The following is a 20207-nucleotide window of genomic DNA, read 5'->3' as shown; positions in this document are numbered from 1 at the left end:
CACAACACGTCCTGCCTGCTGGGGAGATGGGTACGGACCAATGTCGACGTGAAGTATTGACGGCACTGTTCCAGCGGGGTTAACTCACGCCGCAACGCCGGTACCGGTTCCGGAACCGGTTGCGGTACCGGTTCCGCTCCCTGTTCCGCCTTGTCCCGGAGGCCCCCCGATGCGTGTCACCATCGCCGATGTCGCCCGCGAGGCCGGCGTCAGCAAGACGACCGTGTCCCGGGTCATCAACACCAAGGGCGAGGTGGACGGTTCAACGGCAGCCCGTGTTCGCGAAGTGATCGCACAACTCGGTTACGTACCCAGCTCGGGCGCCGTCGGACTGGCCCGCGGCAGCAGCCGTACGGTCGGCATGCTGGTGCCCTCGCTCACCTGGCCGTGGATGGGCGAAGTGCTCCAGGGTGTCGTCGACACCGTCGAGGCCGCCGACTACGGGCTGCTGCTCTTCACCTGCAACCGGGGCGCCGAGTCCGTGGAGCGCTTCACCAGCCAGGTGTCGGCGCGTGCCTTCGACGGGCTCGTCGTCGTCGAACCCGAGAACACTCTCGACCACCTCACCGCACTGCACCGCGGTGGCCTGCCGATCGTGCTCATCGACGACCGCGGCCACCACCCCGAATTCCCCTCCGTCGTGACCACCAACCACGAAGGAGGCGCGTCCGCCGCCCGCCATCTGCTGGCCGCCGGACGCACCAGGCCCCTGGTCCTCACGGGCCCCCAGCACTTCGGCTGTGTACGCGACCGGCTGGACGGATTCCGTACGGTCCTGCCGACCGATCTCGTCGTCCACGGGGACTTCACCGAACGGTGCGGCCGACAGGCGGTGGAACAACTCCTCGCCGAGGGCGTGCAGTTCGACTCGGTCTTCGCGCACAACGACATCAGCGCGGCGGGCGTGCTGCGGGCGTTGCGCGCGGCCGGCCGGTCGGTGCCCGACGACATCGCCGTGGTCGGCTTCGACGACATCCCGATGTCCGAGCACACCGAACCGCCGCTGACCACCGTGCGCCAGCCCACCCGGCAGATGGGTGAGACGGCGGCGCGGCTGCTGCTCTCCCATCTCGGCGGCACGGCCACCCCCGACGGACCGGTCGTACTGCCCACCGAACTGGTCGTGCGCCTCTCGGCGCCGTAGCGGTCCGGCCGGGATCCCTCCCGGCCGCCCGCACCCCTTGTCGCCTACGCGCCTCCCCGCGCACCCTCGGCACCCTCGGCACCACCCGCACCACTAGCACTACCCGTACCCGGCGCGCCGAGCGCCGACCACCCTCCGTCCCGGATCCTCCGGACCCGCAGTCCTTCCTGGAGTCGCCATGTCCGCACGCCGCCGCCCCGCACTGAGAGCGCTCTCAATAGCCACCGTCGTGGTCGCTCTCGCCACCGGTTGCTCGTCCGCCAACTCGGGTGCCAACAAAGGGGGTGGCGGCGCCTCCGGCGTGCTGACCCTGGGCAAGCCGGACGGACCGCAGACCAACAACAGCAACCCGTTCCTCAGCACCTCGGCCGGGGCCACGCTCGGCTACCGCTTCATGATCTACGAGCCGCTGGCGATGACGAACCAGATCAAGCCCGCGGACAAGGCCAAGCCGTGGCTGGCGACCGACTGGACGTGGGAGTCCAACTTCACCAAGGTCACTTTCAGCCTCGACCCCAAGGCCAAGTGGGCCGACGGCAAGCCCCTGACCGCCGACGACGTCGCGTACACCTTCGAACTGCTCAAGAAGCATCCGGCGCTGAACGGCAACGGCATTCCGTTCGACGGGGTCTCGATCGAGGGCAAGAAGGTCGTTCTGACCTTCAAAGACTCCCAGTTCGTCAACCAGAACAAGATCACCCAGCAGTTCATCGTGCCCAAGCACATCTGGGAAGGTGTCAAGAACCCGGAGACCTGGCCCAACCGCACCCCGGTCGGCTCCGGCCCGTACAAGCTGAAGACGTTCACCCCGCAGACCACCACGCTGACGGCCACGCCCGCCTACTGGAAGGGCAAGACCAAGGTCAAGGAGCTGCGGTACACCGCGTACAACGACAACAGCGCGGCGACCACGGCGCTCGCGAGCGGCAAGGTCGAGTGGTCGTTCGTCTTCATGCCGAACTACAAGCAGCTGTTCGTCGCCAAGGACCCGAAGAACCACAAGCTGTGGTTCCCGTCCGGGCTAGGCATCCACGGACTGTGGTTCAACACCGCCCGCAAGCCGTTCGACAGCCCGGCGCTGCGCAAGGCCATGGCGATGGTCGTCGACCGCAAGGCGATCTACACCCAGGCCGAGGCGACCCTCTACCCGGAGATCACCAACCCCACCGGCATCCCGCTGCCCGCCGGTGACTCGTTCCTGGCGCCCGAGTACAAGAGCGCGACGACCGCGCCCGATGTGGCCGGCGCCAAGAAGGTCCTCGACGACGCCGGGTTCAAGCTCTCCGGCGGTGTGCTGAAGGACCCGAGCGGAAAGCCGGTGAAGCTGACGCTGACCGACCCGGCCGGCTGGAACGACTACATCACCGGGCTCTCCATCATCAAGGACAACATCAAGCAGCTCGGCATCGAGGCGAAGGTCAAGACGCAGACCGCCGAGGCCTGGGGCGCGGATGTCGCCAACGGCAACTTCGACGCCACCCTGCACTGGACCAACAGTGGTGCGACCCCGTACGACATGTACCAGAACATCATGGACGGCGCGCTGCTCCAGCCCATCGGCAAGAGCTCCCAGCTCGGCAACTTCGGCCGCTTCAAGAGCCCCGAGGCGACCCAGGCGCTGAAGGACTACGCCAACGCCACCGAGGAAGCCACCCGCACCACGGCCATGAACAAGCTCCAGAAGATCATGGTCGAGCAGGCGCCGGTGATCCCGACGGCTGCCGCCCCCATCGGGGCCGAGTACTCCACGAAGAACTGGGTGGGCTGGCCCACCGAGGCCGACCCGTACGCCCCGCCGCAGCACACCCAGCCCACCGCGCTGGAGATCGTGCTGAACCTGAAGCCCTCCAAGTAAGTACGGGGAAACGGACCGGCCATGACCACCACCACCGATCGGACCGACGACGTCGTGCTCGAAGCACGCGGAGTCACCAAACACTTCCCCGTCCGCCGCACCGGCCGTGATCTCGTCTCGCGCCGGCGCCGCACCGTCCACGCCGTCGACGACGTCTCGCTGAAGCTCCGGCGGGGCACTGTCACGGCCCTGGTGGGGGAGTCGGGCTCCGGCAAATCCACCGTCGCCCGGCTGCTCGCCCAGCTGTATCCGCTCACCGAGGGTGAGATCCAGCTGGCGGGGAAGGCGGTGAAGGCGGGCCGTGGCCGGTCCTTCCGCTCATACGTACGACAGGTCCAGCTGATCTTCCAGGACCCGTTCGCCTCGCTCAACCCGGTGCACACCGTGCGCTACCACCTGACCCGGTCGCTGAAGATCCACGGCCGGGAGGCGACCGAGACCGAGCTCGCCGCACTGCTGGAGCGGGTGCAGCTCACCCCTGCCGCGCAGTACCTCGACAAGTTCCCGCACGAGCTCTCCGGCGGCCAGCGCCAGCGCGTCGCCATCGCCCGTGCGCTCGGCGCCGACCCGAAGGTCCTCCTCGCCGACGAGCCCGTCTCGATGCTCGACGTCTCCATCCGGCTCGGCGTCCTCAACCTGCTGCGGGACCTCAAGGAACGCCTCCACCTGGCGATCCTCTACATCACTCACGACATCGCCTCCGCCCGCTACTTCGCGGACACCACGCTCGTGATGTACGCGGGCCGGATCGTCGAGGGCGGTGACAGCGAGACCGTCACCCAGCACCCCGCGCACCCGTACACCCAGCTGCTGATCGCCTCCGCGCCCGACCCGGACCGGGTGGTCGCCGAGGCGGAACAGGAGGAGACCGGCAGTGGCGAACCGCCCTCGCTGATCGCCCCGCCGGCCGGCTGCCGCTTCCATCCGCGCTGCCCGAAGGCGCTCGAGCGCTGCCGCACCGAACTGCCGCCGCGCTTCGATCTGGCGGACGGCCAGTGGGCGGCCTGCTGGCTGTACGCCGACGCCGCGGAAGCCGCCGATGACCACGAGAAGGAGGCTGCGAAGTGAAGTATCTGCTGCAACGGCTCGCCTTCTACCTGGTCACCGCGTGGGCCGCGATCACCATCAACTTCCTGATCCCGCGCCTGATGCCGGGCGACCCCGTCCAGTCCCTCATCGCCCGCTTCCAGGGCCAGCTCGACACCAGCGCCATCGCCTCACTGAAGGCGCTCTTCGGCCTCGACAAGCACCAGTCGCTCTGGGAGCAGTACACCGACTACTGGTCGCATCTGCTCGACGGAGACCTCGGGCTCTCCTTCACCTTCTTCCCGACGCCGGTCAGCGAGGTGATCAGCCAGTCGTTGCCGTGGACGCTCGCGCTCGTCGGCGTCACCACCCTGATCAGCTTCGTGCTCGGCACCGGCATCGGTGTCTTCACCGGCTGGCGGCGCGGCTCCTGGATGGACAGCCTGCTGCCCGTCACCACGTTCATCTCCGCCATCCCGTACTTCTGGCTGGGGCTGATCGCCATCGCGCTGTTCGCCGTGAAGTGGCCGCTCTTCCCGGCCGCGGGCGGTTACGACAGTGCACTGGTGCCGGCGTTCGACTGGCCGTTCATCTCCAGCGCGCTCTATCACGCCGCCCTGCCGGGCCTCACGATCGTGCTCAGCGCCGTGGCCGGCTGGATCCTCGGCATGCGGAACATGATGGTGACGGTGTCCAGCGAGGACTACGTCATGGTCGCCCAGGCCAAGGGGCTCTCCGAGCGGCGGGTGATGTTCGGATACGCGGCACGCAACGCGATCCTGCCCAACATCTCCGGCTTCGCCCTCTCCCTGGGCTTCATCGTCGGCGGCACGCTTCTGGTGGAGATGGTCTTCTCCTACCCGGGCATCGGCTACCAGCTCTTCCAGGGTGTGGGTGCCAAGGACTACCCCCTGATGCAGGGCGTCTTCCTCATCATCACGCTCTCGGTCCTCGCGGCGAACCTCCTCGCCGACGTCATCTACATGGTCCTCGACCCCCGTACCCGAAGGGAGGCCTAGGAACATGGCCGTCACTGCTGCAGAGGTCGCCGTACTCGACGCGACCGAGACCCCGGCGCCCAGTAAGCGCAGGTTCCGCTTCCTGCGCGGCCGCAAGACCGTCGTCGGGCTCGGGATCTTGCTCTTCTTCGTCGTGATCGCCGTCATCGGGCCGTGGATCGCTCCGTACGACCCGGACACCATGAGCAACGAGCTGCTCCAACCGCCCTCCGGAGCACACTGGTTCGGCACCACGCAGACCGGTCAGGACGTGCTCTCGCAGATCCTCGTCGGCACCCGCGGGGTCCTGGTCGTCGGCTTCGTCGCCGGGATCTTCGCGACGATCCTGTCCGTACTGATCGGGGTCAGCGCCGGGTTCCTCGGCGGCACCGCCGACGAACTGCTCTCGGTGCTCTCCAACGTCTTCCTGGTCATCCCGGGACTGCCACTGATCATCATCATCGCGAGCTTCGTCTCGGACGCCGGTGACCTGCTGATCGCCACCGTGATCGCCTTCACCTCCTGGGCCTGGGGCGCACGCGTCCTGCGCGCCCAGACGCTGTCGCTGCGCCGCAGGGATTACGTCGAAGCGGCCCGCGCCACCGGTGAGTCCACCTGGCGGATCATCCTCTTCGAGGTCCTGCCGAACCTGACGGCCGTCATCGCGTCCGGCTTCGTCGGCACGGTGATCTTCGCGATCCTGTCCGAGATCACCCTCGCCTTCATCGGTGTCGCCGACATCTCCAACTGGAACTGGGGGACCGTCCTGTTCTGGGCGCAGTCAAACCAGGCACTGGCCCAGGGCGCGTGGTGGTGGTTCGTCCCGGCCGGACTCTGCATCGCCCTGCTCGGCATGTCGCTCGCCCTGATCAACTTCGGCATCGACGAGTTCGTCAACCCGCGGCTGCGTACGGAGACGGGCGCGTCCCGGAAGGTCCGGATGCGGGTCGGCTTCACCCCCGTGGCGCGCGGTACGCACGATGCCGCGGCGCACGGCACGCACGACAAGGAGACCCGCTCATGAGCGAGCCCGTCCTCACCATCAGTGGCCTGAACGTGGACTACGGAACCGGGGACGCCGCCGTGCACGCGCTGCGCGACATCGACCTCACCCTGCACCGAGGCGAAGTCCTCGGCCTGGCAGGCGAGTCGGGCTCCGGCAAGTCCACCCTGGCGTACGCCGTCACCCGCCTCCTCTCCCCGCCCGGAGTGATCACCGGCGGCGAGGTCCACTACCACCAGCGCGACGGGGAAAGGCTCGACCTGCTGACGCTGACCGCCCCCGAGCTCCGCGCCTTCCGCTGGCAGGAGTTGTCGATCGTCTTCCAGGGAGCGATGAACTCGCTCAACCCGGTGCACACGGTCCACAGCCAGCTCACCGACGTGCTCAAGGCGCACCGCCCCGAGATGAACCGGGCCGAGCGCACCGCACGCGCGAAGGAGCTGCTGTCGCTGGTCGGCATCTCCGCGGACCGGCTCTCCGCCTACCCGCACCAGCTCTCCGGCGGCATGCGCCAGCGCGTGATGATCGCGATGGCACTTGCGCTGGAGCCCGAGATCGTCATCATGGACGAGCCCACGACGGCCCTGGACGTCGTCATGCAGCGCCAGATCCTGCGCCAGCTGGTCAGGCTCCGCGAGGAGCTCGGCTTCTCGGTCGTCTTCATCACGCACGACATCTCGCTGCTGATCGAGTTCTCGGACCGGATCGCGATCATGTACGGCGGCCGGATCGTCGAGGAGGCCGGTGCCTCCGACATCTACCAGGACCCCCGCCACCCCTACAGCGACGGCCTGCTGCACTCCTTCCCGGCTCTGCACGGTCCCCGCCGCGAACTCACCGGCATTCCCGGCTCGCCTCCGCATCTGTCCGCGATGCCGGCCGGCTGCGCCTTCCACCCCCGCTGCGGCAAGGCACTCGAACCGTGCGCCACCCAGGTGCCGGTGCTCGACCGGCCGGAAGGGGACGGCTCCCGCACGGTGGCCTGCTGGCTGCATCAGCCGGCCCCGGCGACCGCCGCCCCCCGCTCGTAGCGACCCCACAGCACACCACAGGAGAACCATGAACCTCGTCATCCCCCAGGGATACGCTCGCGAGATCGCCGCCGAGCCCGTCACCGGTCTGCCCGCCGACTTCCGCTGGGGCGTCGCCACCGCCGCCTACCAGATCGAGGGAGCGGCCGCCGAGGACGGCAGAACCCCGTCCATCTGGGACACGTACTGCAGGGTGCCGGGCATGGTCGTCCGCGGCGAGAACGGCGATGTGGCCTGTGACCACTACCACCGGATGCCCGAGGACGTGCAGCTGATCGCGGACCTGGGCGTCGACACGTACCGCTTCTCGCTCGCCTGGCCGCGCATCCAGCCCGGTGGCCGCGGCCCGGCCAACGCCAAGGGCCTCGACTTCTACAAGCGGCTGATCGACGAGCTCGAGTCCAAGGGCATCACCCCCTGGATCACCCTTTACCACTGGGACCTGCCGCAGGAGCTGGAGGACGCGGGCGGCTGGCCGGCCCGTGACACCGCCTACCGCTTCGCCGAGTACGCCGCCCTCGCCTACGACGCGCTCGGTGACCGGGTCAAGCACTGGACCACGCTCAACGAGCCCTGGTGCTCGGCCATGCTCGGGTACGCGTACGGCAGCCAGGCCCCCGGCCGTACGAACTTCGGCGAGGCGATCCACGCGGTCCACCATCTGCTGCTCGGCCACGGGCTCGCCTCCCGGTACATCCGCGAGACCGCCGCCGCCCGCGGCAACGACCTGGAACTGGGCATCACGCTCAACCTCGGCACCGCCACCCCCGAGACCGACAGTCACGAGGACGCCGAGGCCTGCCGGCGCGCCGACGGGCTCGGCCGCCGCCTCTATCTGGACCCGGTGGTCAAGGGCGCCTACCCCGAGGACGTCATCGCCGACCTCGCCCTGCAGAACGTCGAACTCCCGGTCCAGGACGGCGACCTGGAGATCATCTCCACCCCGCTCGACGTCCTCGGCGTCAACTTCTACCGCGGCACGCTCTTCTCCGGCGTCACGGAGGAGGGGTCTCCGGTGGACGCCGACGGGCTGCCGGTCACCCGCGGCGTCGAGCGCGACCTGCCGCGTACCGCCATGGACTGGGAGATCACCCCCACCGCCCTCACCGACCTGCTGGTGCGGCTGCAGGAGGACTACGGCATCCCGACCGTCATCACCGAGAACGGCGCCGCGTTCGACGACGCCGTCTCCGCGGACGGCGAGATCCACGACGCCGACCGCACCACCTACCTCGCCGACCACATCGCCGCCGTCGCTGCGGCCCGCGCCGAAGGCGCCGATGTCCGGGGCTACTTCGCCTGGTCGCTGATGGACAACTTCGAGTGGTCCTACGGCTACGACAAGCGGTTCGGCATCGTCCGCGTCGACTACGACACCCAGGAGCGGACGCTCAAGGACAGCGCCAAGTGGTACCGCGACACGATCCGCCTCACCCGCGGCGCGTGACTGCGGCAACAACCAGGTCTCCCAGCCCTACTGGGGTCTCCCGCAGTCCAGCGTCGACCGCATCGCGCAGGGCGGCGTGAAGGCGGAGACCGACTGGGGGCGGGTCGAGCAGAAGAACCAGCAGAAGCACTTTTCAGTGTCCGAAGGAGCCGCAATGCCACCACGCACCCGCCTCGCCCGCCGCCGGGCCAGACCGGCGACGGCCGCACTGGCTGCCGTCACCGTCCTCGCCGGTCTGCTCGCCGGGGCCGTCCCGAGCGCCAGCGCCGCCACCGCAGCGGCGGCGGACGACCCGGCGCCCGTCCTCGTCGACCGCTTCGAGGGCGAGGTCCCGTTCGCCAACCAGCCCGCCGACGGCATCTTCACCTGGGGCGGCGACTCCGACGACCCGCCGACTCTGGCCGTGAAGGACCGCGCCGACGCCCCCGAGGGCGCCAAGGTCCTCGAAGGCACGTACAACATCAGCGGTTACGGCGGCCTCAGCCACGACTTCGCCGCCGACCAGCCCGCCCACGACTGGTCGGCCCACAAGGGCATCCGGTTCTGGTGGTACGGCCAGAACACCGCGCCGCTGCCGCCCGGTTCGGGCAAGAGGATCAACTTCGAGATCAAGGACGGCGGCGCCAACGGCGAGGCGTCCGAGCTGTGGACCACGTCGTTCACCGACGACTGGGAGGGCTGGCACCAGGTCGAGATACCGTTCGCCGACTTCACGTACCGCACCGACTACCAGCCCGTCGGCGGCATCGACCAGGTCCTCGGCCTCGACGAGATGTGGGGCTACGCCGTCACGCTGCCGACCGGGGCCCCCGGCTCGTTCGCCATGGACGGTGTGGAGCTGTACGGGAAGGCCGACGCGGCCCTGAAGGCGAGCGTCGTCACGGACGCGGCGGTCCATACGGTGAAGGAGGGCGGCACGGCGGACATCGATGTCTCCGTCGCCACCACCGGCTCCGTACCGATCGAGGAACCCGTCACCGTCGCGTACGCGACCAAGGGCGGCAGCGCCGAGCCCGGCAAGGACTACACGCCGGTCACCGGCACGTACACCTTCCCGGCAGGCACCGCGTCCGGGACTTCGCACCGGATCTCGGTGGCCACCAGGAAGGACGGGGCAGCGGAGTCCGCCGAGACGATCCCGCTCGAACTCACCGTCACCGGCGCCAAGCCGCCCAAGGAGAACCCGCAGGTCGTCATCGACGCCCATGGGCTGCCGTACCTCGACCCGAAGCTCCCGGTGAAGAAGCGCGTCGCCGACCTCCTCTCCCGGATGTCGCCGGCCGAGAAGGCCGGCCAGATGACGCAGGCCGAGCGCAATGCACTGAAGTCGCAGGGTGACATCGCCACGTACGACCTCGGCTCGCTGCTCTCCGGCGGCGGCTCCGTCCCGACGCCGAACACACCCGAGGCGTGGGCGAAGATGGTCGACGCCTACCAACTCCGGGCGCAGGCGACCCGCTTCCAGATCCCGCTGATCTACGGCGTGGACGCGGTGCACGGGCACAACAACGTCATCGGCTCGACGATCATGCCGCACAACATCGGCATCGGTGCAGGCCGCGACCCGAAGCTCGCCGAGCGGACCGGCGCGGTCACCGCCGACGAGGTCCGCGCGACGGGCATTCCGTGGGACTTCGCACCCTGCCTCTGCGTCACCCGCGACGAGCGCTGGGGCCGCTCCTACGAGTCGTACGGTGAGGACCCGGCACTCGTCGAGTCCATGGAGACGGTCATCCAGGGCATGCAGGGCAGCGCGTCCGGCAAGGACCTGCACCGCAACGACAAGGTCCTGGCCACCGCCAAGCACTACGTCGGCGACGGCGGTACGGAGTTCGGCTCGTCCACCACCGGTTCGTACACCATCGACCAGGGCGTCACGAAGGTCACCCGGCAGGAGCTCGAAGCCGTGCACCTCGCCCCGTTCGAGGAGGCCGTCAAGCGCGGTGTCGGCACGGTCATGCCGTCGTACTCCTCGCTCGACATCCTCGGCGACGACCAGGGCCCGGTGAAGATGCACGCCGACGCCGAGATGATCAACGGCGTGCTCAAGGACCGGATGGGCTTCGACGGCTTCGTCATCAGTGACTGGCAGGCCATCGACCAGATCCCCGGCGACTACGCCAGCGACGTCCGTACGTCCATCAACGCCGGACTCGACATGATCATGGTCCCGACGGCCTACCAGGACTTCACGAAGACGCTCCAGGACGAGGTCACCGCGGGCCGGATCAGCCAGGCCCGGATCGACGACGCGGTCACCCGGATCCTGACCCAGAAATTCCGGCTCGGCCTCTTCGAGAAGCCGTACGCCGACACGACCGACATCGACCAGGTCGGCTCGGCCGGACACCGTGCGGTGGCCCGCGAGGCGGCGGCCAAGTCGCAGGTCCTGCTGAAGAACGACGGCGGAGTGCTGCCGCTCAAGGCATCGCAGAAGGTGTACGTCGCCGGGTCCAACGCCGACAACATCGGCAACCAGGCCGGCGGCTGGACCGTCAGCTGGCAGGGCTCGTCGGGCAGGATCACCACGGGTACGACGATCCTGGAGGCCATGAAGAAGGACGCCACGGACGCGGCCTCGGTCACCTACTCCAAGGACGCTTCGGCATCCACGGACGGCTACGACGTGGGTGTGGTCGTGGTCGGCGAGACCCCGTACGCCGAAGGCATCGGTGACGTGGGCAACGGCAACGACCTGGAGCTGACCGCTGCCGACAAGGCCGCGATCGACAAGGTCTGCGCCGCGATGAAGTGCGCGGTCCTGGTGGTCTCCGGCCGCCCGCAGCTCATCGGCGACAGGCTCGGTGACATCGACGCACTCGTCGCGTCCTGGCTGCCGGGCACCGAGGGCGACGGAGTGGCCGACGTGCTGTACGGGAAGCGTGCCTTCACCGGACAGCTGCCGGTCACCTGGCCGAAGTCGGAGTCGCAGCTGCCGATCAACGTCGGCGACGCGACGTACGACCCGCAGTTCCCGTACGGCTGGGGCCTGACCACGCTGAAGAAGGCCCCGACGGGCGGCGAACTGACCCTGGGCGCGCTCGCCGTCGCCGCGCAGCTCGCGGAGAAGGCCGGACTGGGGAAGTCCGAGGCAGGCAGGGCGATCGTCGACCAGGCCCGCCTGCTGGTGCAGCAGAAGGCCGGCGGGAAGCCGACCGCAGCGGTGTCCAAGCCGTTCGCCGACGCCGACCATCTGCTGCTCACCGGTGATCTGACCGGGGCGGTGGCCAAGCTGAGGACGGCGTACCGGGCCGCACAGCGGTAACAGAAGCGGGGCCGACCCAGGTGGGCGGAGCATTTGTCGCCCACCTGGGTTAGCGTCGATATATGCGGAACAGGCTGTTCCCGACCCTGCTGGCCGGTTTGCTGCTGATGCTCTCGGCAGCCATGCTGGCCATGGCCCCGGCTGCGCCGAGCGCCACGACGATCAACGATGTGGCCCGGGCCCTGCGCCAGGGCCCGGTGTACGTCGATCCGGCAGCGGCGGACCAGCTGTCCGCGAGTCAGGCCGACGCCCTGACCAAGAAGATCAAGGACGCGGACAAGCCGGTCTTCGTGGCTGTGCTGCCGCGGACCTCCGCGTTCCCCGAGGCCACGGTGTTGCGGACGCTGCGCAACGACACCGGGATCACCGGCGTGTACGGAATCCGCCTCGGCGACACGTTCAAGCTGGGCGCGGACCGGTCGGTCATGTCTGTCACGGCCCGCCAGAACCTCTCCGCGGCCCTGCAGGCCCCCGGCACCGCTACGGACGCCACCACCCAACTCACCACCTTCGTCGATCAGGCCGTCGCCCAGGCGCGCGGTCACGCACCCGCCTCCTGGAGCGGCGGCTCGAACGACACGGGATCCGGCGTGACCGCACTGATCACGGTCGGCGCGCTCGCTGTGATCGGCGGTGGGACCGCGTACGCGATCGTCCGCCGCAACCGCCGCCGCAAGGCCGATGAGGAACGGGCGGCGCTCGACAAGCTGCGGGTCGTCGTGGACGAGGACATCACCGCATACGGTGAGACCCTCGACCGCCTCGACTTCCACCCGGCGGAGGCCGGCGCCGACGACGCGATGCGCGCCGACTACGAGCGGGCACTGGACTCGTACGAGAGCGCGAAGTCCCGCATGGACAAGGCCCAGCACCCGTCCGACGTTCGCGGGGTGACCCAGGCCCTGGAGGACGGCCGCTTCTCCCTGGCAGTCCTGGAAGCCCGCCGCTCAGGCAGCCGCCTGCCTGACCGCCGCCCACCGTGCTTCTTCGACCCGCGCCACGGTCCTTCGGTGGCCGATGCCGTGTGGACGCCGTCCGGCGGCGCACCGCGCGAGGTCCCGGTCTGCGGCGTGGACGAGATCCGGCTGCGCGACGGCGAGGACCCGCTGAGCCGCACGGTCGACACGGGCGACGGCCGCCGCCGCCCGTACTGGGAGGCGGGCCCGGCGTACGGCCCCTGGGCGGGCGGCTACTTCGGCGGCGGCCTGCTCCCCGGCCTGCTGGTGGGCACCCTGCTCGGCTCGATGCTCTCGTCCCCGGCCTACGCGGCGGACTACGGCGGCGGCGACTTCGGCAACGGCGACTACTCGGGCGGTGACTACTCCGGCTCCGACTTCGACGCGTCCGACTTCGGGGGCGGAGGCGACGGCGGAGGATTCGGCGGCGGTGGCGATTTCGGCGGGGGCGGCGATTTCGGTGGCGGCGGCTTCTGAGAGCCGAAACTGCGCACCGGCAGGCTCTGCCGGGAAGTCCCTGGGCCCAGCGATGAGGGCGCCCGCACAGCCGCTTCACCGCGGGTGCGGACGCCCTCGTGCTTTCCCAGGATCAGCGGCCTGCCCGGACCTGGCGTAGGCAGGTCGGGGCAGCGCATCAGCGGGGGGAGGAGTTGTTACAGATCCTGCTCGATCTGCATTTCCCGGACCTTGTCGTCACGGTGCGTCTTCTCGTTCTTGATGGTGTAGGTGGTCGCCGGTCCGCTGCCGCTGACCTTGGTGATCTCGCCCTGACACCGCTTGTTCTCCTGGTCCAGGTACTCCACGCGCTGACCCTCGTTGTGCGGCATTGACTTCTCCGTTTCTCGGTCTACACGGGCAGGAGCCGTCCCGGCGTTTCAGCACGGGCTGCCCCAGCCGGCGCCCGCTTCTCATCGCGGTGCGCAATGCCAGACCACACCGTGTTCGTACAACCAGCGACTCCAGAGAGCCCAATGGGGTCAACGGTTCCTGGTGAGCCCCGCCAGTTCGTCCCGCGAGAGCCGCAGCGCTCCGGCGGCCACGTTGGCGGTCAGGTGGTCGGGATCGCCGGTGCCCGGTATGGCCAGGACGTGCGGGCCCTGGTGCAGCGTCCAGGCCAGCCGGACCTGCGCGACCGTGGCTCCGTGTGCGCGGGCTACGGCGAGCAGCCCGTCGTCGTCCCCGGCGCTCGCGCCCTGCTCGCGCCCCGCGCCGGCGATCGCGAAGAACGGCACGAAAGCGACGCCCATCTCGCCGCAGGCCCGCAGGAGATCGTCGTCGTCCGCGCTGTGCGCGTCGATGCCGTACCGGTTCTGCACGCAGACCACCGGGGCGATGGCCTGTGCCTCGGCCAGGTGTTCCGGTGTGACGCCGGAGACTCCGAGGTGGCGGACCAGCCCCGCTTCGCGCAGCTCGGCCAGCGCGCCGAAGTGCTCGGAGACGGACTCCTGGCCCATGACGCGCAGGTTGACGACGTCGAGGTGGTCGCGGCCCAGCTGGCGCAGGTTCTCCTCGACCTGGCCGCGCAGTTCGTCGGGCCTCGCCGGAGTCCGCCACGCGCCTGAAGCGTCCCGCACCGGACCGACCTTGGTGGTGATGACGAGATCTTCGGGATACGGCGCCAGCGCCCGGTTGATCAGCTCGTTGGCGGAGCGCAGCGGCGAGAAGTAGAACGCGGCGGTGTCGATGTGGTTCACACCGAGATCGATCGCGCGGCGCAGCACGGCTGTCGACCGGCTGCGATCGCTGGACGGACTGTCGGCGCTGAAGGCCTTGCCGTTCTGCGTCAGGCGCATCGCGCCGAATCCGAGTCGGTTGACGGTCAGGTCACCGAGCTTCCAGCTGCCCGAGGCTGTCGCGGTGATCGTCTCCGAGGTCATGAGGTGACCCTTCAGGTGGTGTTCGGAACGTACGAAGGGCAACTTCGTGACGTGGCGGGGGAGTTGGCAGGTGGTTTACGCGGGCTGTGCACCGCGGGCCACGATGGCTTGCGCTCCTGCTCGATAGCTGATAAATTCGCCGAAGAAGGTGTGTCTTTCTATCTGATCTTCATGTGTGCAGGGTATAGCTCGGGCTGACGGTCCGTCCAGTGGTCGCCCGTGCTTCCGGCTTTTCGCCGTCCGGAATACCCAACGCCGACAGCCGCATCACAGACGTGTGATGCGGCTGTCGGCGTGGCCGAAACCGGCCCGGGCCGGGGCTAGTTGAAGCCGAAGCCCCGCGGCAGCGGCTCCTGCCGGAACAGTCGGGACGGAACGGCGTCGGCCAGGGCCTGGTAACCGGTCGGGTTCAGGTGCAGGTGGTCGCCGTCGTCGTACGTCGGCAGGAGTTGTCCCGGCTTCTGCGGGTCACGCGCCACGCGATCGAAGTCGATCACGCTGTCGAACCGGCCGCTGGTGCGAATCCACTTGTTGACCGTCTGCCGGGCCTGCTCCCGGTATCCGTCCGGGTCGTCGTACGCGGTGTTGCCGCCGAAGGGCGTCAGCGTCGCCCCGTACACCCGGATCCCGTGCGTGTGCGCCCGGACGATGATCTGGTCGTAGGCCGCGATCAGATCGTCCGCCACCTGCTTCTGGGCGGCTTCCGAGGCGTCGGCCGTGCCGATGTCATTGACGCCTTCGAAGACGAGCAGCCACTCGACTCCGCTCTGTGCCAGTACGTCACGGTCCACCCGTGACAGGGCGTTGGGGCCCAGACCGTCGTTCAGTACCCGGTTGCCGCCCGCCGCCTGATTGAGGATCGCGGTGCCGGCGGTGTCCCGGCGCGACCGCAGCCTGTCCTGCAGCTGGTCCGGCCAGCGGTTGTTCATATTGGTGGTGGAGCCCCGGCCGTCGGTGAGCGAGTCGCCCAGCATGACAGCCGCTGCAGTGGTGCCTCTGGACCACACCTCGACTCCGCTGAGGAAGTACCAGTGTGCGGTCGATGCCGCCCCCGCCAGGTCTGTGTCCTCGACATGGTTGCCGGCCTGCATGAATGACGTGGTCCGGGAACCGGGGTGCGAGGTGATGGAGTTGGACGCCTGGCCCTCGGCCAGGTAGATGGTCACGGAAAGGTTGGATCCGGGCTCCAGATCGAAGTCCAGCGGATCGGAAACGATCTCCGACCCGACCGGAACGACCGCCGAAGGCCGGCCGTGGAAGGTCACCTTCCGGGAGGTCTCCGGCTGGATCGCACTGTCGCCGGCCCGCCCGCCGGCCGGAAGCGCGACCGAGACCGCGGTGATGGGCAGTGCCGCACCACCGAACGCGTTGGAGAAGCGCAGTCGCATCTGCTGTCCGCCGACCGCCATGTGGACGGTCTGTCGCAGGGTGCTGTCGGCGAGGACCAGATTGTCCTGCGTGAACGGCGCAGGCGGCATATTGGCGGGCTCGGTCAACTGCGGCATCGACGTCCAGGTATTCACCCAGTGGTTGTTCGATTGCTGCGGTTTAGCGTCAACGGACAGACCCGGTGCCTTGTGGGTGCCCTCCGTGCCCACGGCTCCCACAGCGGAGGCCGTCGCCACGGTGGCCGCAAGAGCCACTGTTGCGGTCAGGCCGACGATCGAAAACTTTCGGGCCATGAACTGCGTCCCCTCCATCACAATGATCCACGCACGCTGTGGCGGTGACGGTAAACGGGCTGGTTACTGGGTGTCAAGAAACCTTTCACGATCCGACTTGAGTCGGTGGAATACCGAAACTTTCGCAGAGTGGGAAAGGGGGCGATGTGACGCAAGGTGCCCTGCACCCCTGAACTGACTATGCGTCAAATGTCTGCGACGTGTGCGCGTCCGGATCGCGGAGTGCGCAGAACCGGGGTCGTCCGAACGTCGAGCGGCGCGACGGCTCCGCGCATTTCCCAGCTTTCCGGGGCGTCTCGGAAAGTGCTGGAACACCGAGGAATTGATGCCGTGATGCGTGACCTGCCCGCCTTGTTCCGCTGCCGTTCGACGGTTATGAATTCCTCGGTTTGCGCACCAGAAGGCAGGCTTGCGGAATTCGCGCACCTTCCGGCTCGCGGATCAGCGTGGCGTGCACCACGAGCCCGGCGCGGGTCGCCGACTCGGCAATGCGGTCGGGTGGCAACAGGTGGACGTCGAGGGTCATCGCGTGGCCGCCGTACCCCGTCTCCTTGCGCCGTCGTTCGTCGCCGACATGGAAGCCGAGCAGCAGGTGGCCTCCAGGGGCCAGCACCCGGTGGAACTCCGCGAACACCGTCGGCAGCACTTCCGGTGGTGTGTGGATGATGGAGTACCAGGCGACGATGCCGCCGAGTTCGCCGTCCGCCGACTCCAGGGCTGTCATCGTCCCGACGTCGAACCGCAGATCCGGGTGGTCCCGCCGGGCCACTTCGACCATCCCCGGCGACAGATCCACACCGAATGCCGCCAGGCCGAGGGAGCGGAGATGTGCTGTCACATGGCCGGGTCCGCAACCCACATCGGCGACCGGGCCGTTGCCGGCTCCTCGCACGAGTTCGGCGAATGCGCCCAGCATCGAGCGCCCCAACAGATCGGCCTCGAATGCGGGGCGCACGAGCTCGGCGTAGTCGACGGCGACGGTGTCGTACGACACCCGGGTTTCGCGTAGGTAGGACGGCTCGGCCATGCCGCAGACCCTATTGCTCCCCGCGCGGGAACGCGCTGGAACCGCGGCGGAGGGAAACGCCGAGCGCCCGCCTTCCTCCCCGGCGGGGGAGTGGAAGGCGGGCGCGCTCGGGTCGGGGTGCTTCCGAGGATCAGGCCTGCGCGGCGGCGGCCTTGATCGCGGAGATGTCGAAGTTCAGCTTGACCTTGTCGCTGACCATCACGCCGCCGGTCTCCAGCGCCGCGTTCCAGGTCAGGCCCCAGTCGGAGCGGAGGATTTCCGCGCCGCCCTCGAAGCCGACGCGCTCGTTGCCGTAGGGGTCGGTGGCGGAGCCGTTGAACTCCAGGTCGATGGCGAGCGGACGGGTGACGTCCTTGATGGTGAGGTCACCGGTGATGCGGTACTTGTCGCCGCCGAGCTGCTCGGCGTGGGTGGAGCGGAACGTCATGAGCGGGAACTTCTCGGCGTCGAAGAAGTCGCCGCTGACCAGGTGGCCGTCGCGGTCGGCGATGCCGGTGTCGACGCTGGCGATCTTGACGTCGATGGAGGCGGTGGAGTGGTGCGGGTCGGTGCCGTTCAGCGTCAGCGTGCCCTCGTGGTCGCCGAAGGAGCCGCGGACGTTGGTGACCATGGCGTGACGCACGGTGAAGCCGATGCTGCTGTGCGACGGGTCGATCGTGTACGTGCCGGTCAGCGCGGTCAGGGCCGGGTCCACGGCGGTGGTGGACGGGGCGGCGGCGGACTTGCGGTTGAACAGAGCCATGGCTCCTCCTCGGGGACTTGATCGAGCGGGGGTCGAGGTCATTGTTTAACCTTCAACGACATCGACTGTAGCTGCACCTTGTTCAAAGTTCAACATCTGGTGCCGACTGATTTCGGTGGTGCGTCCACAGGGGTGACGGCGCTCGCCGCGGCGGCGTCCGATGCCCTCTGGCGGACGCGCGTAGAACTCGGGCACTATCTCCCTGCCCTTGTTGTCATGAGCAGGAGGAGTCCCCCATGGTGTCCCGTATGACACTGCGCCCCGTCCTGACCGCCCTCGCCCTCGTCCTCGGCGCCGCGTTCGCCCCCGGCGTCGGCGCCTTCGGCAGCGGCGCCACCGAGGCCCACGCCGTCACCAAGCTCACGCACGCACAGGCGACGTCCATGTTCCGCTCGTCCGGCATCACCTGGTCGTCCTCCGGCGGCTGCTCCGACCGGAACAACCCCACCTGCACATCCTTCGAGCAGCTCAACCTCGCCACCGCCCAGGGGGCCCAGACCCTCAAGAGCGCCACCGGCTGCGCGCTCAACATCACCGGCGGCACCGAGACCGGCCACGCCAGCGGTACGTACTCGCACTGGAACGGCTACAAGCTCGACTACGGCAAGTCCACCTGTCTCACCAACTACATCCACAACGCCTTCAGCTACATAGGGCTCCGTGGAGACGGCGCTCCCCAGTACCAGTCCGGCTCCGGGAACATCTACGCGGACGAGGGCAACCACTGGGACGTCCTCTACTACAACTGCGGCGGCTGCTGAACCCGCGCGCGCAGGTGCCCCCGTCCGGAAGGTCCCGGGCGGGGGCACCTGGCTGTACTTCTCCGTGGTTCAGGAGCCCACGCTCACCGTGAACCGCCGCGGGTTGCCGTCGTTCGCCGCCCCGGAGACGTCCGGCTCACCGTCGGGACGCACGTCGTCGTACGGGAACGCGTACCCGATCGGGGTGTTCGCGTGCACCACGCGCGACCAGTGGTTCGTCACCGCGCCCCGGTAGTAGTCCGCCACCGTCGTGCCGTTCGGCTGGTCGGGGTGCGAGAGCATGAGGGACCGGTTGAAGCCCGCTGCCAGCCGCGCCAGCAGGGCCTTCTTGTCGTCGGAGTCGCCCGGGTTGTTGGTGAACGGCCCGTGGTTGCAGGTGAAGATGTCCTTCGACACCGGCTTGGTGAAGGTGTGGCCGCCGTCGAAGGTCAGGATGTCGCCGACGACCCGCCCGGTCCGTACGCCCCGGCCGCCCTGGAGATCGATCCGCAGATCCGTACCCCGGTACTTCTCCCACGCCTGGTCGATCTGTGCGGTGAACAGGTCCCGGAACGGCATCTGGTCCGGCCGGTCGAAATACGGCGCCATCAGGTTCTGCGGCGAGACAACCCGCAGTACGTCGCCGTCCGTGCCACGGGTCACCAGCTTGTCCCACGGTTGTCCGTCGGCCGCCGCCTGGGTGGTCAGGGCGTCGGCGATCCGCTGCACGGCACCGTTCGGAAGCGGCGCGACCGTGTGCGTCGTGTCGCCCTCCAGTGCCAGGCCGATCGGCAGCGCGGTCACCAGATCGACGTAGCTGATGTTCGCGTACAGCTGCTGCGGGTTGAAGGTGAACTCGCAGAACGACCAGGTCCGCCCGTAGTTCGGGTCGGCGGACGTCGCGAACGCCGGCTCGACCAGCGCGGGGCCGGGGTTCAGGAAGAAGTCCAGCTTGTCGTCGCGTACGAAGTAGACGCGGGCCCCGTACATCTGAGGAAGCGTCAGGATCACGGGCCCGGCGCCGGCCGGCTTCAGCGGGATGGCGCAGTCGACCGGCAGCGGGGTCTGCGGTGCGGCGGGGGAGTCGGGGCGGTAGACGCTGCCGTCGGCCCGCAGCAGCATCCAGCGGTCGGTGCCCTGCTCATGGCCGGTGACATAGGCGTGGACCGTGCCGGGCAGTGAGCGGTTCTCCAGGGCCAGTTCACAGGTGGCGGCGGCCGCCGACGCGTGCGGGCTGAGGGCACTTCCCCAGGCGGGGTAGGTGAGCGCGGTCGCGGTGGCGGCGGCGCCCGTCAGGAACAGTCTGCGCGAGATCACGGGGGGACTCCTGAGGTGTGGGGGCCGCGGACGGGAGCGATCGTGCGGGGATTCGGAACAAGGGGCGTCCGCGGTGCGCACCACTCTTGCGACGGCC

General features: G+C 68.8%; 16 protein-coding genes. 10 read left to right on the top strand and 6 right to left on the bottom strand.

Annotated elements, in window-relative coordinates; all coding sequences use genetic code 11:
• The first annotated feature begins 169 nt into the window (after positions 1-169).
• The 9 genes from OHA03_RS06065 to OHA03_RS06025 all read left to right on the top strand — a co-directional run bounded on the left by OHA03_RS06065 (position 170) and on the right by OHA03_RS06025 (position 13202).
• Complete coding sequence (locus OHA03_RS06065; RefSeq protein ID WP_267001500.1) at positions 170-1144, top strand: LacI family DNA-binding transcriptional regulator; 975 nt, start codon at positions 170-172, stop codon at positions 1142-1144.
• Between the two features lie 178 nt (positions 1145-1322).
• Positions 1323-2999, top strand: coding sequence for an ABC transporter substrate-binding protein (locus OHA03_RS06060; protein WP_267001498.1), 1677 nt, complete (start codon positions 1323-1325; stop codon positions 2997-2999).
• Positions 3000-3020: 21 nt separating this feature from the next.
• Complete coding sequence (locus tag OHA03_RS06055) at positions 3021-4067, top strand: ABC transporter ATP-binding protein (RefSeq protein WP_267001496.1); 1047 nt, start codon at positions 3021-3023, stop codon at positions 4065-4067.
• A complete protein-coding gene (locus OHA03_RS06050; RefSeq protein WP_267001494.1) occupies positions 4064-5044 on the top strand; it encodes an ABC transporter permease in 981 nt (326 codons plus the stop codon). Before OHA03_RS06055 ends, OHA03_RS06050 begins: the two co-directional genes overlap by 4 nt.
• A gap of 4 nt (positions 5045-5048) precedes the next feature.
• Complete coding sequence (locus OHA03_RS06045; protein ID WP_267001492.1) at positions 5049-6047, top strand: ABC transporter permease; 999 nt, start codon at positions 5049-5051, stop codon at positions 6045-6047.
• Positions 6044-7057 carry an ABC transporter ATP-binding protein gene (locus OHA03_RS06040; RefSeq protein WP_267001490.1) on the top strand — a complete coding sequence of 338 codons (1014 nt, stop codon included), beginning with the start codon at positions 6044-6046 and terminating at the stop codon, positions 7055-7057. Before OHA03_RS06045 ends, OHA03_RS06040 begins: the two co-directional genes overlap by 4 nt.
• 28 nt (positions 7058-7085) lie before the next feature.
• Positions 7086-8504: a GH1 family beta-glucosidase gene (locus tag OHA03_RS06035; RefSeq protein ID WP_267001488.1), complete on the top strand. Its 1419-nt coding sequence runs from the start codon at positions 7086-7088 to the stop codon at positions 8502-8504.
• A gap of 154 nt (positions 8505-8658) precedes the next feature.
• Entirely contained in the window at positions 8659-11769 is a 3111-nt protein-coding gene (locus OHA03_RS06030) for a glycoside hydrolase family 3 N-terminal domain-containing protein (RefSeq protein WP_267001486.1), read from the top strand.
• A 62-nt stretch (positions 11770-11831) separates the two neighbouring features.
• Complete coding sequence (locus OHA03_RS06025) at positions 11832-13202, top strand: hypothetical protein (RefSeq protein WP_267001484.1); 1371 nt, start codon at positions 11832-11834, stop codon at positions 13200-13202.
• 176 nt (positions 13203-13378) lie between these two features.
• Here OHA03_RS06025 and OHA03_RS06020 read toward each other — a convergent pair whose 3' ends face one another.
• The 5 genes from OHA03_RS06020 to OHA03_RS06000 all read right to left on the bottom strand — a co-directional run bounded on the left by OHA03_RS06020 (position 13379) and on the right by OHA03_RS06000 (position 18053).
• A complete protein-coding gene (locus OHA03_RS06020; protein WP_158716017.1) occupies positions 13379-13552 on the bottom strand; it encodes a hypothetical protein in 174 nt (57 codons plus the stop codon).
• Positions 13553-13702: 150 nt separating this feature from the next.
• Entirely contained in the window at positions 13703-14602 is a 900-nt protein-coding gene (locus tag OHA03_RS06015; RefSeq protein WP_267001478.1) for an aldo/keto reductase, read from the bottom strand.
• A gap of 320 nt (positions 14603-14922) precedes the next feature.
• Positions 14923-16284, bottom strand: coding sequence for an SGNH/GDSL hydrolase family protein (locus OHA03_RS06010; protein ID WP_267001476.1), 1362 nt, complete (start codon positions 16282-16284; stop codon positions 14923-14925).
• 373 nt (positions 16285-16657) lie between these two features.
• Positions 16658-17311 (bottom strand): class I SAM-dependent methyltransferase, encoded by a 654-nt coding sequence (locus OHA03_RS06005; protein WP_267001474.1) that lies wholly within the window; start codon positions 17309-17311, stop codon positions 16658-16660.
• 130 nt (positions 17312-17441) lie between these two features.
• On the bottom strand, positions 17442-18053 hold the full coding sequence (locus OHA03_RS06000) for a YceI family protein (protein WP_267001472.1): 612 nt from the start codon (positions 18051-18053) through the stop codon (positions 17442-17444).
• A gap of 236 nt (positions 18054-18289) precedes the next feature.
• On the opposite strand from OHA03_RS06000, the gene OHA03_RS05995 reads away from it, so the two are divergent.
• A complete protein-coding gene (locus OHA03_RS05995) occupies positions 18290-18814 on the top strand; it encodes a hypothetical protein (RefSeq protein WP_267001470.1) in 525 nt (174 codons plus the stop codon).
• A 69-nt stretch (positions 18815-18883) separates the two neighbouring features.
• Here OHA03_RS05995 and OHA03_RS05990 read toward each other — a convergent pair whose 3' ends face one another.
• Positions 18884-20110, bottom strand: coding sequence for a glycoside hydrolase family 64 protein (locus tag OHA03_RS05990; RefSeq protein WP_267001468.1), 1227 nt, complete (start codon positions 20108-20110; stop codon positions 18884-18886).
• Positions 20111-20207 lie beyond the last annotated feature (97 nt).

This window comes from Streptomyces sp. NBC_00154 (assembly GCF_026342835.1).
Classification (GTDB): Bacteria; Actinomycetota; Actinomycetes; order Streptomycetales; family Streptomycetaceae; genus Streptomyces.
The sequence above is the reverse complement of the archived record's forward strand: the minus strand, read 5'-3'. Positions and strand labels throughout refer to the sequence as shown.

Bases quoted from the DNA above. Each gene is read 5' to 3' on its own strand.
- OHA03_RS06065 (WP_267001500.1), top strand. From the start codon at position 170: ATGCGTGTCACCATCGCCGATGTCGCCCGCGAGGCCGGCGTCAGCAAG.
- OHA03_RS06010 (WP_267001476.1), bottom strand. From the start codon at position 16,284: ATGGCCCGAAAGTTTTCGATCGTCGGCCTGACCGCAACAGTGGCTCTT.
- OHA03_RS06000 (WP_267001472.1), bottom strand. From the start codon at position 18,053: ATGGCTCTGTTCAACCGCAAGTCCGCCGCCGCCCCGTCCACCACCGCC.
- OHA03_RS06015 (WP_267001478.1), bottom strand. From the start codon at position 14,602: ATGACCTCGGAGACGATCACCGCGACAGCCTCGGGCAGCTGGAAGCTC.
- OHA03_RS06035 (WP_267001488.1), top strand. From the start codon at position 7,086: ATGAACCTCGTCATCCCCCAGGGATACGCTCGCGAGATCGCCGCCGAG.
- OHA03_RS06045 (WP_267001492.1), top strand. From the start codon at position 5,049: ATGGCCGTCACTGCTGCAGAGGTCGCCGTACTCGACGCGACCGAGACC.
- OHA03_RS06040 (WP_267001490.1), top strand. From the start codon at position 6,044: ATGAGCGAGCCCGTCCTCACCATCAGTGGCCTGAACGTGGACTACGGA.
- OHA03_RS05995 (WP_267001470.1), top strand. From the start codon at position 18,290: ATGGTGTCCCGTATGACACTGCGCCCCGTCCTGACCGCCCTCGCCCTC.
- OHA03_RS06020 (WP_158716017.1), bottom strand. From the start codon at position 13,552: ATGCCGCACAACGAGGGTCAGCGCGTGGAGTACCTGGACCAGGAGAAC.
- OHA03_RS06005 (WP_267001474.1), bottom strand. From the start codon at position 17,311: ATGGCCGAGCCGTCCTACCTACGCGAAACCCGGGTGTCGTACGACACC.
- OHA03_RS06060 (WP_267001498.1), top strand. From the start codon at position 1,323: ATGTCCGCACGCCGCCGCCCCGCACTGAGAGCGCTCTCAATAGCCACC.
- OHA03_RS06025 (WP_267001484.1), top strand. From the start codon at position 11,832: ATGCGGAACAGGCTGTTCCCGACCCTGCTGGCCGGTTTGCTGCTGATG.
- OHA03_RS06055 (WP_267001496.1), top strand. From the start codon at position 3,021: ATGACCACCACCACCGATCGGACCGACGACGTCGTGCTCGAAGCACGC.
- OHA03_RS06030 (WP_267001486.1), top strand. From the start codon at position 8,659: ATGCCACCACGCACCCGCCTCGCCCGCCGCCGGGCCAGACCGGCGACG.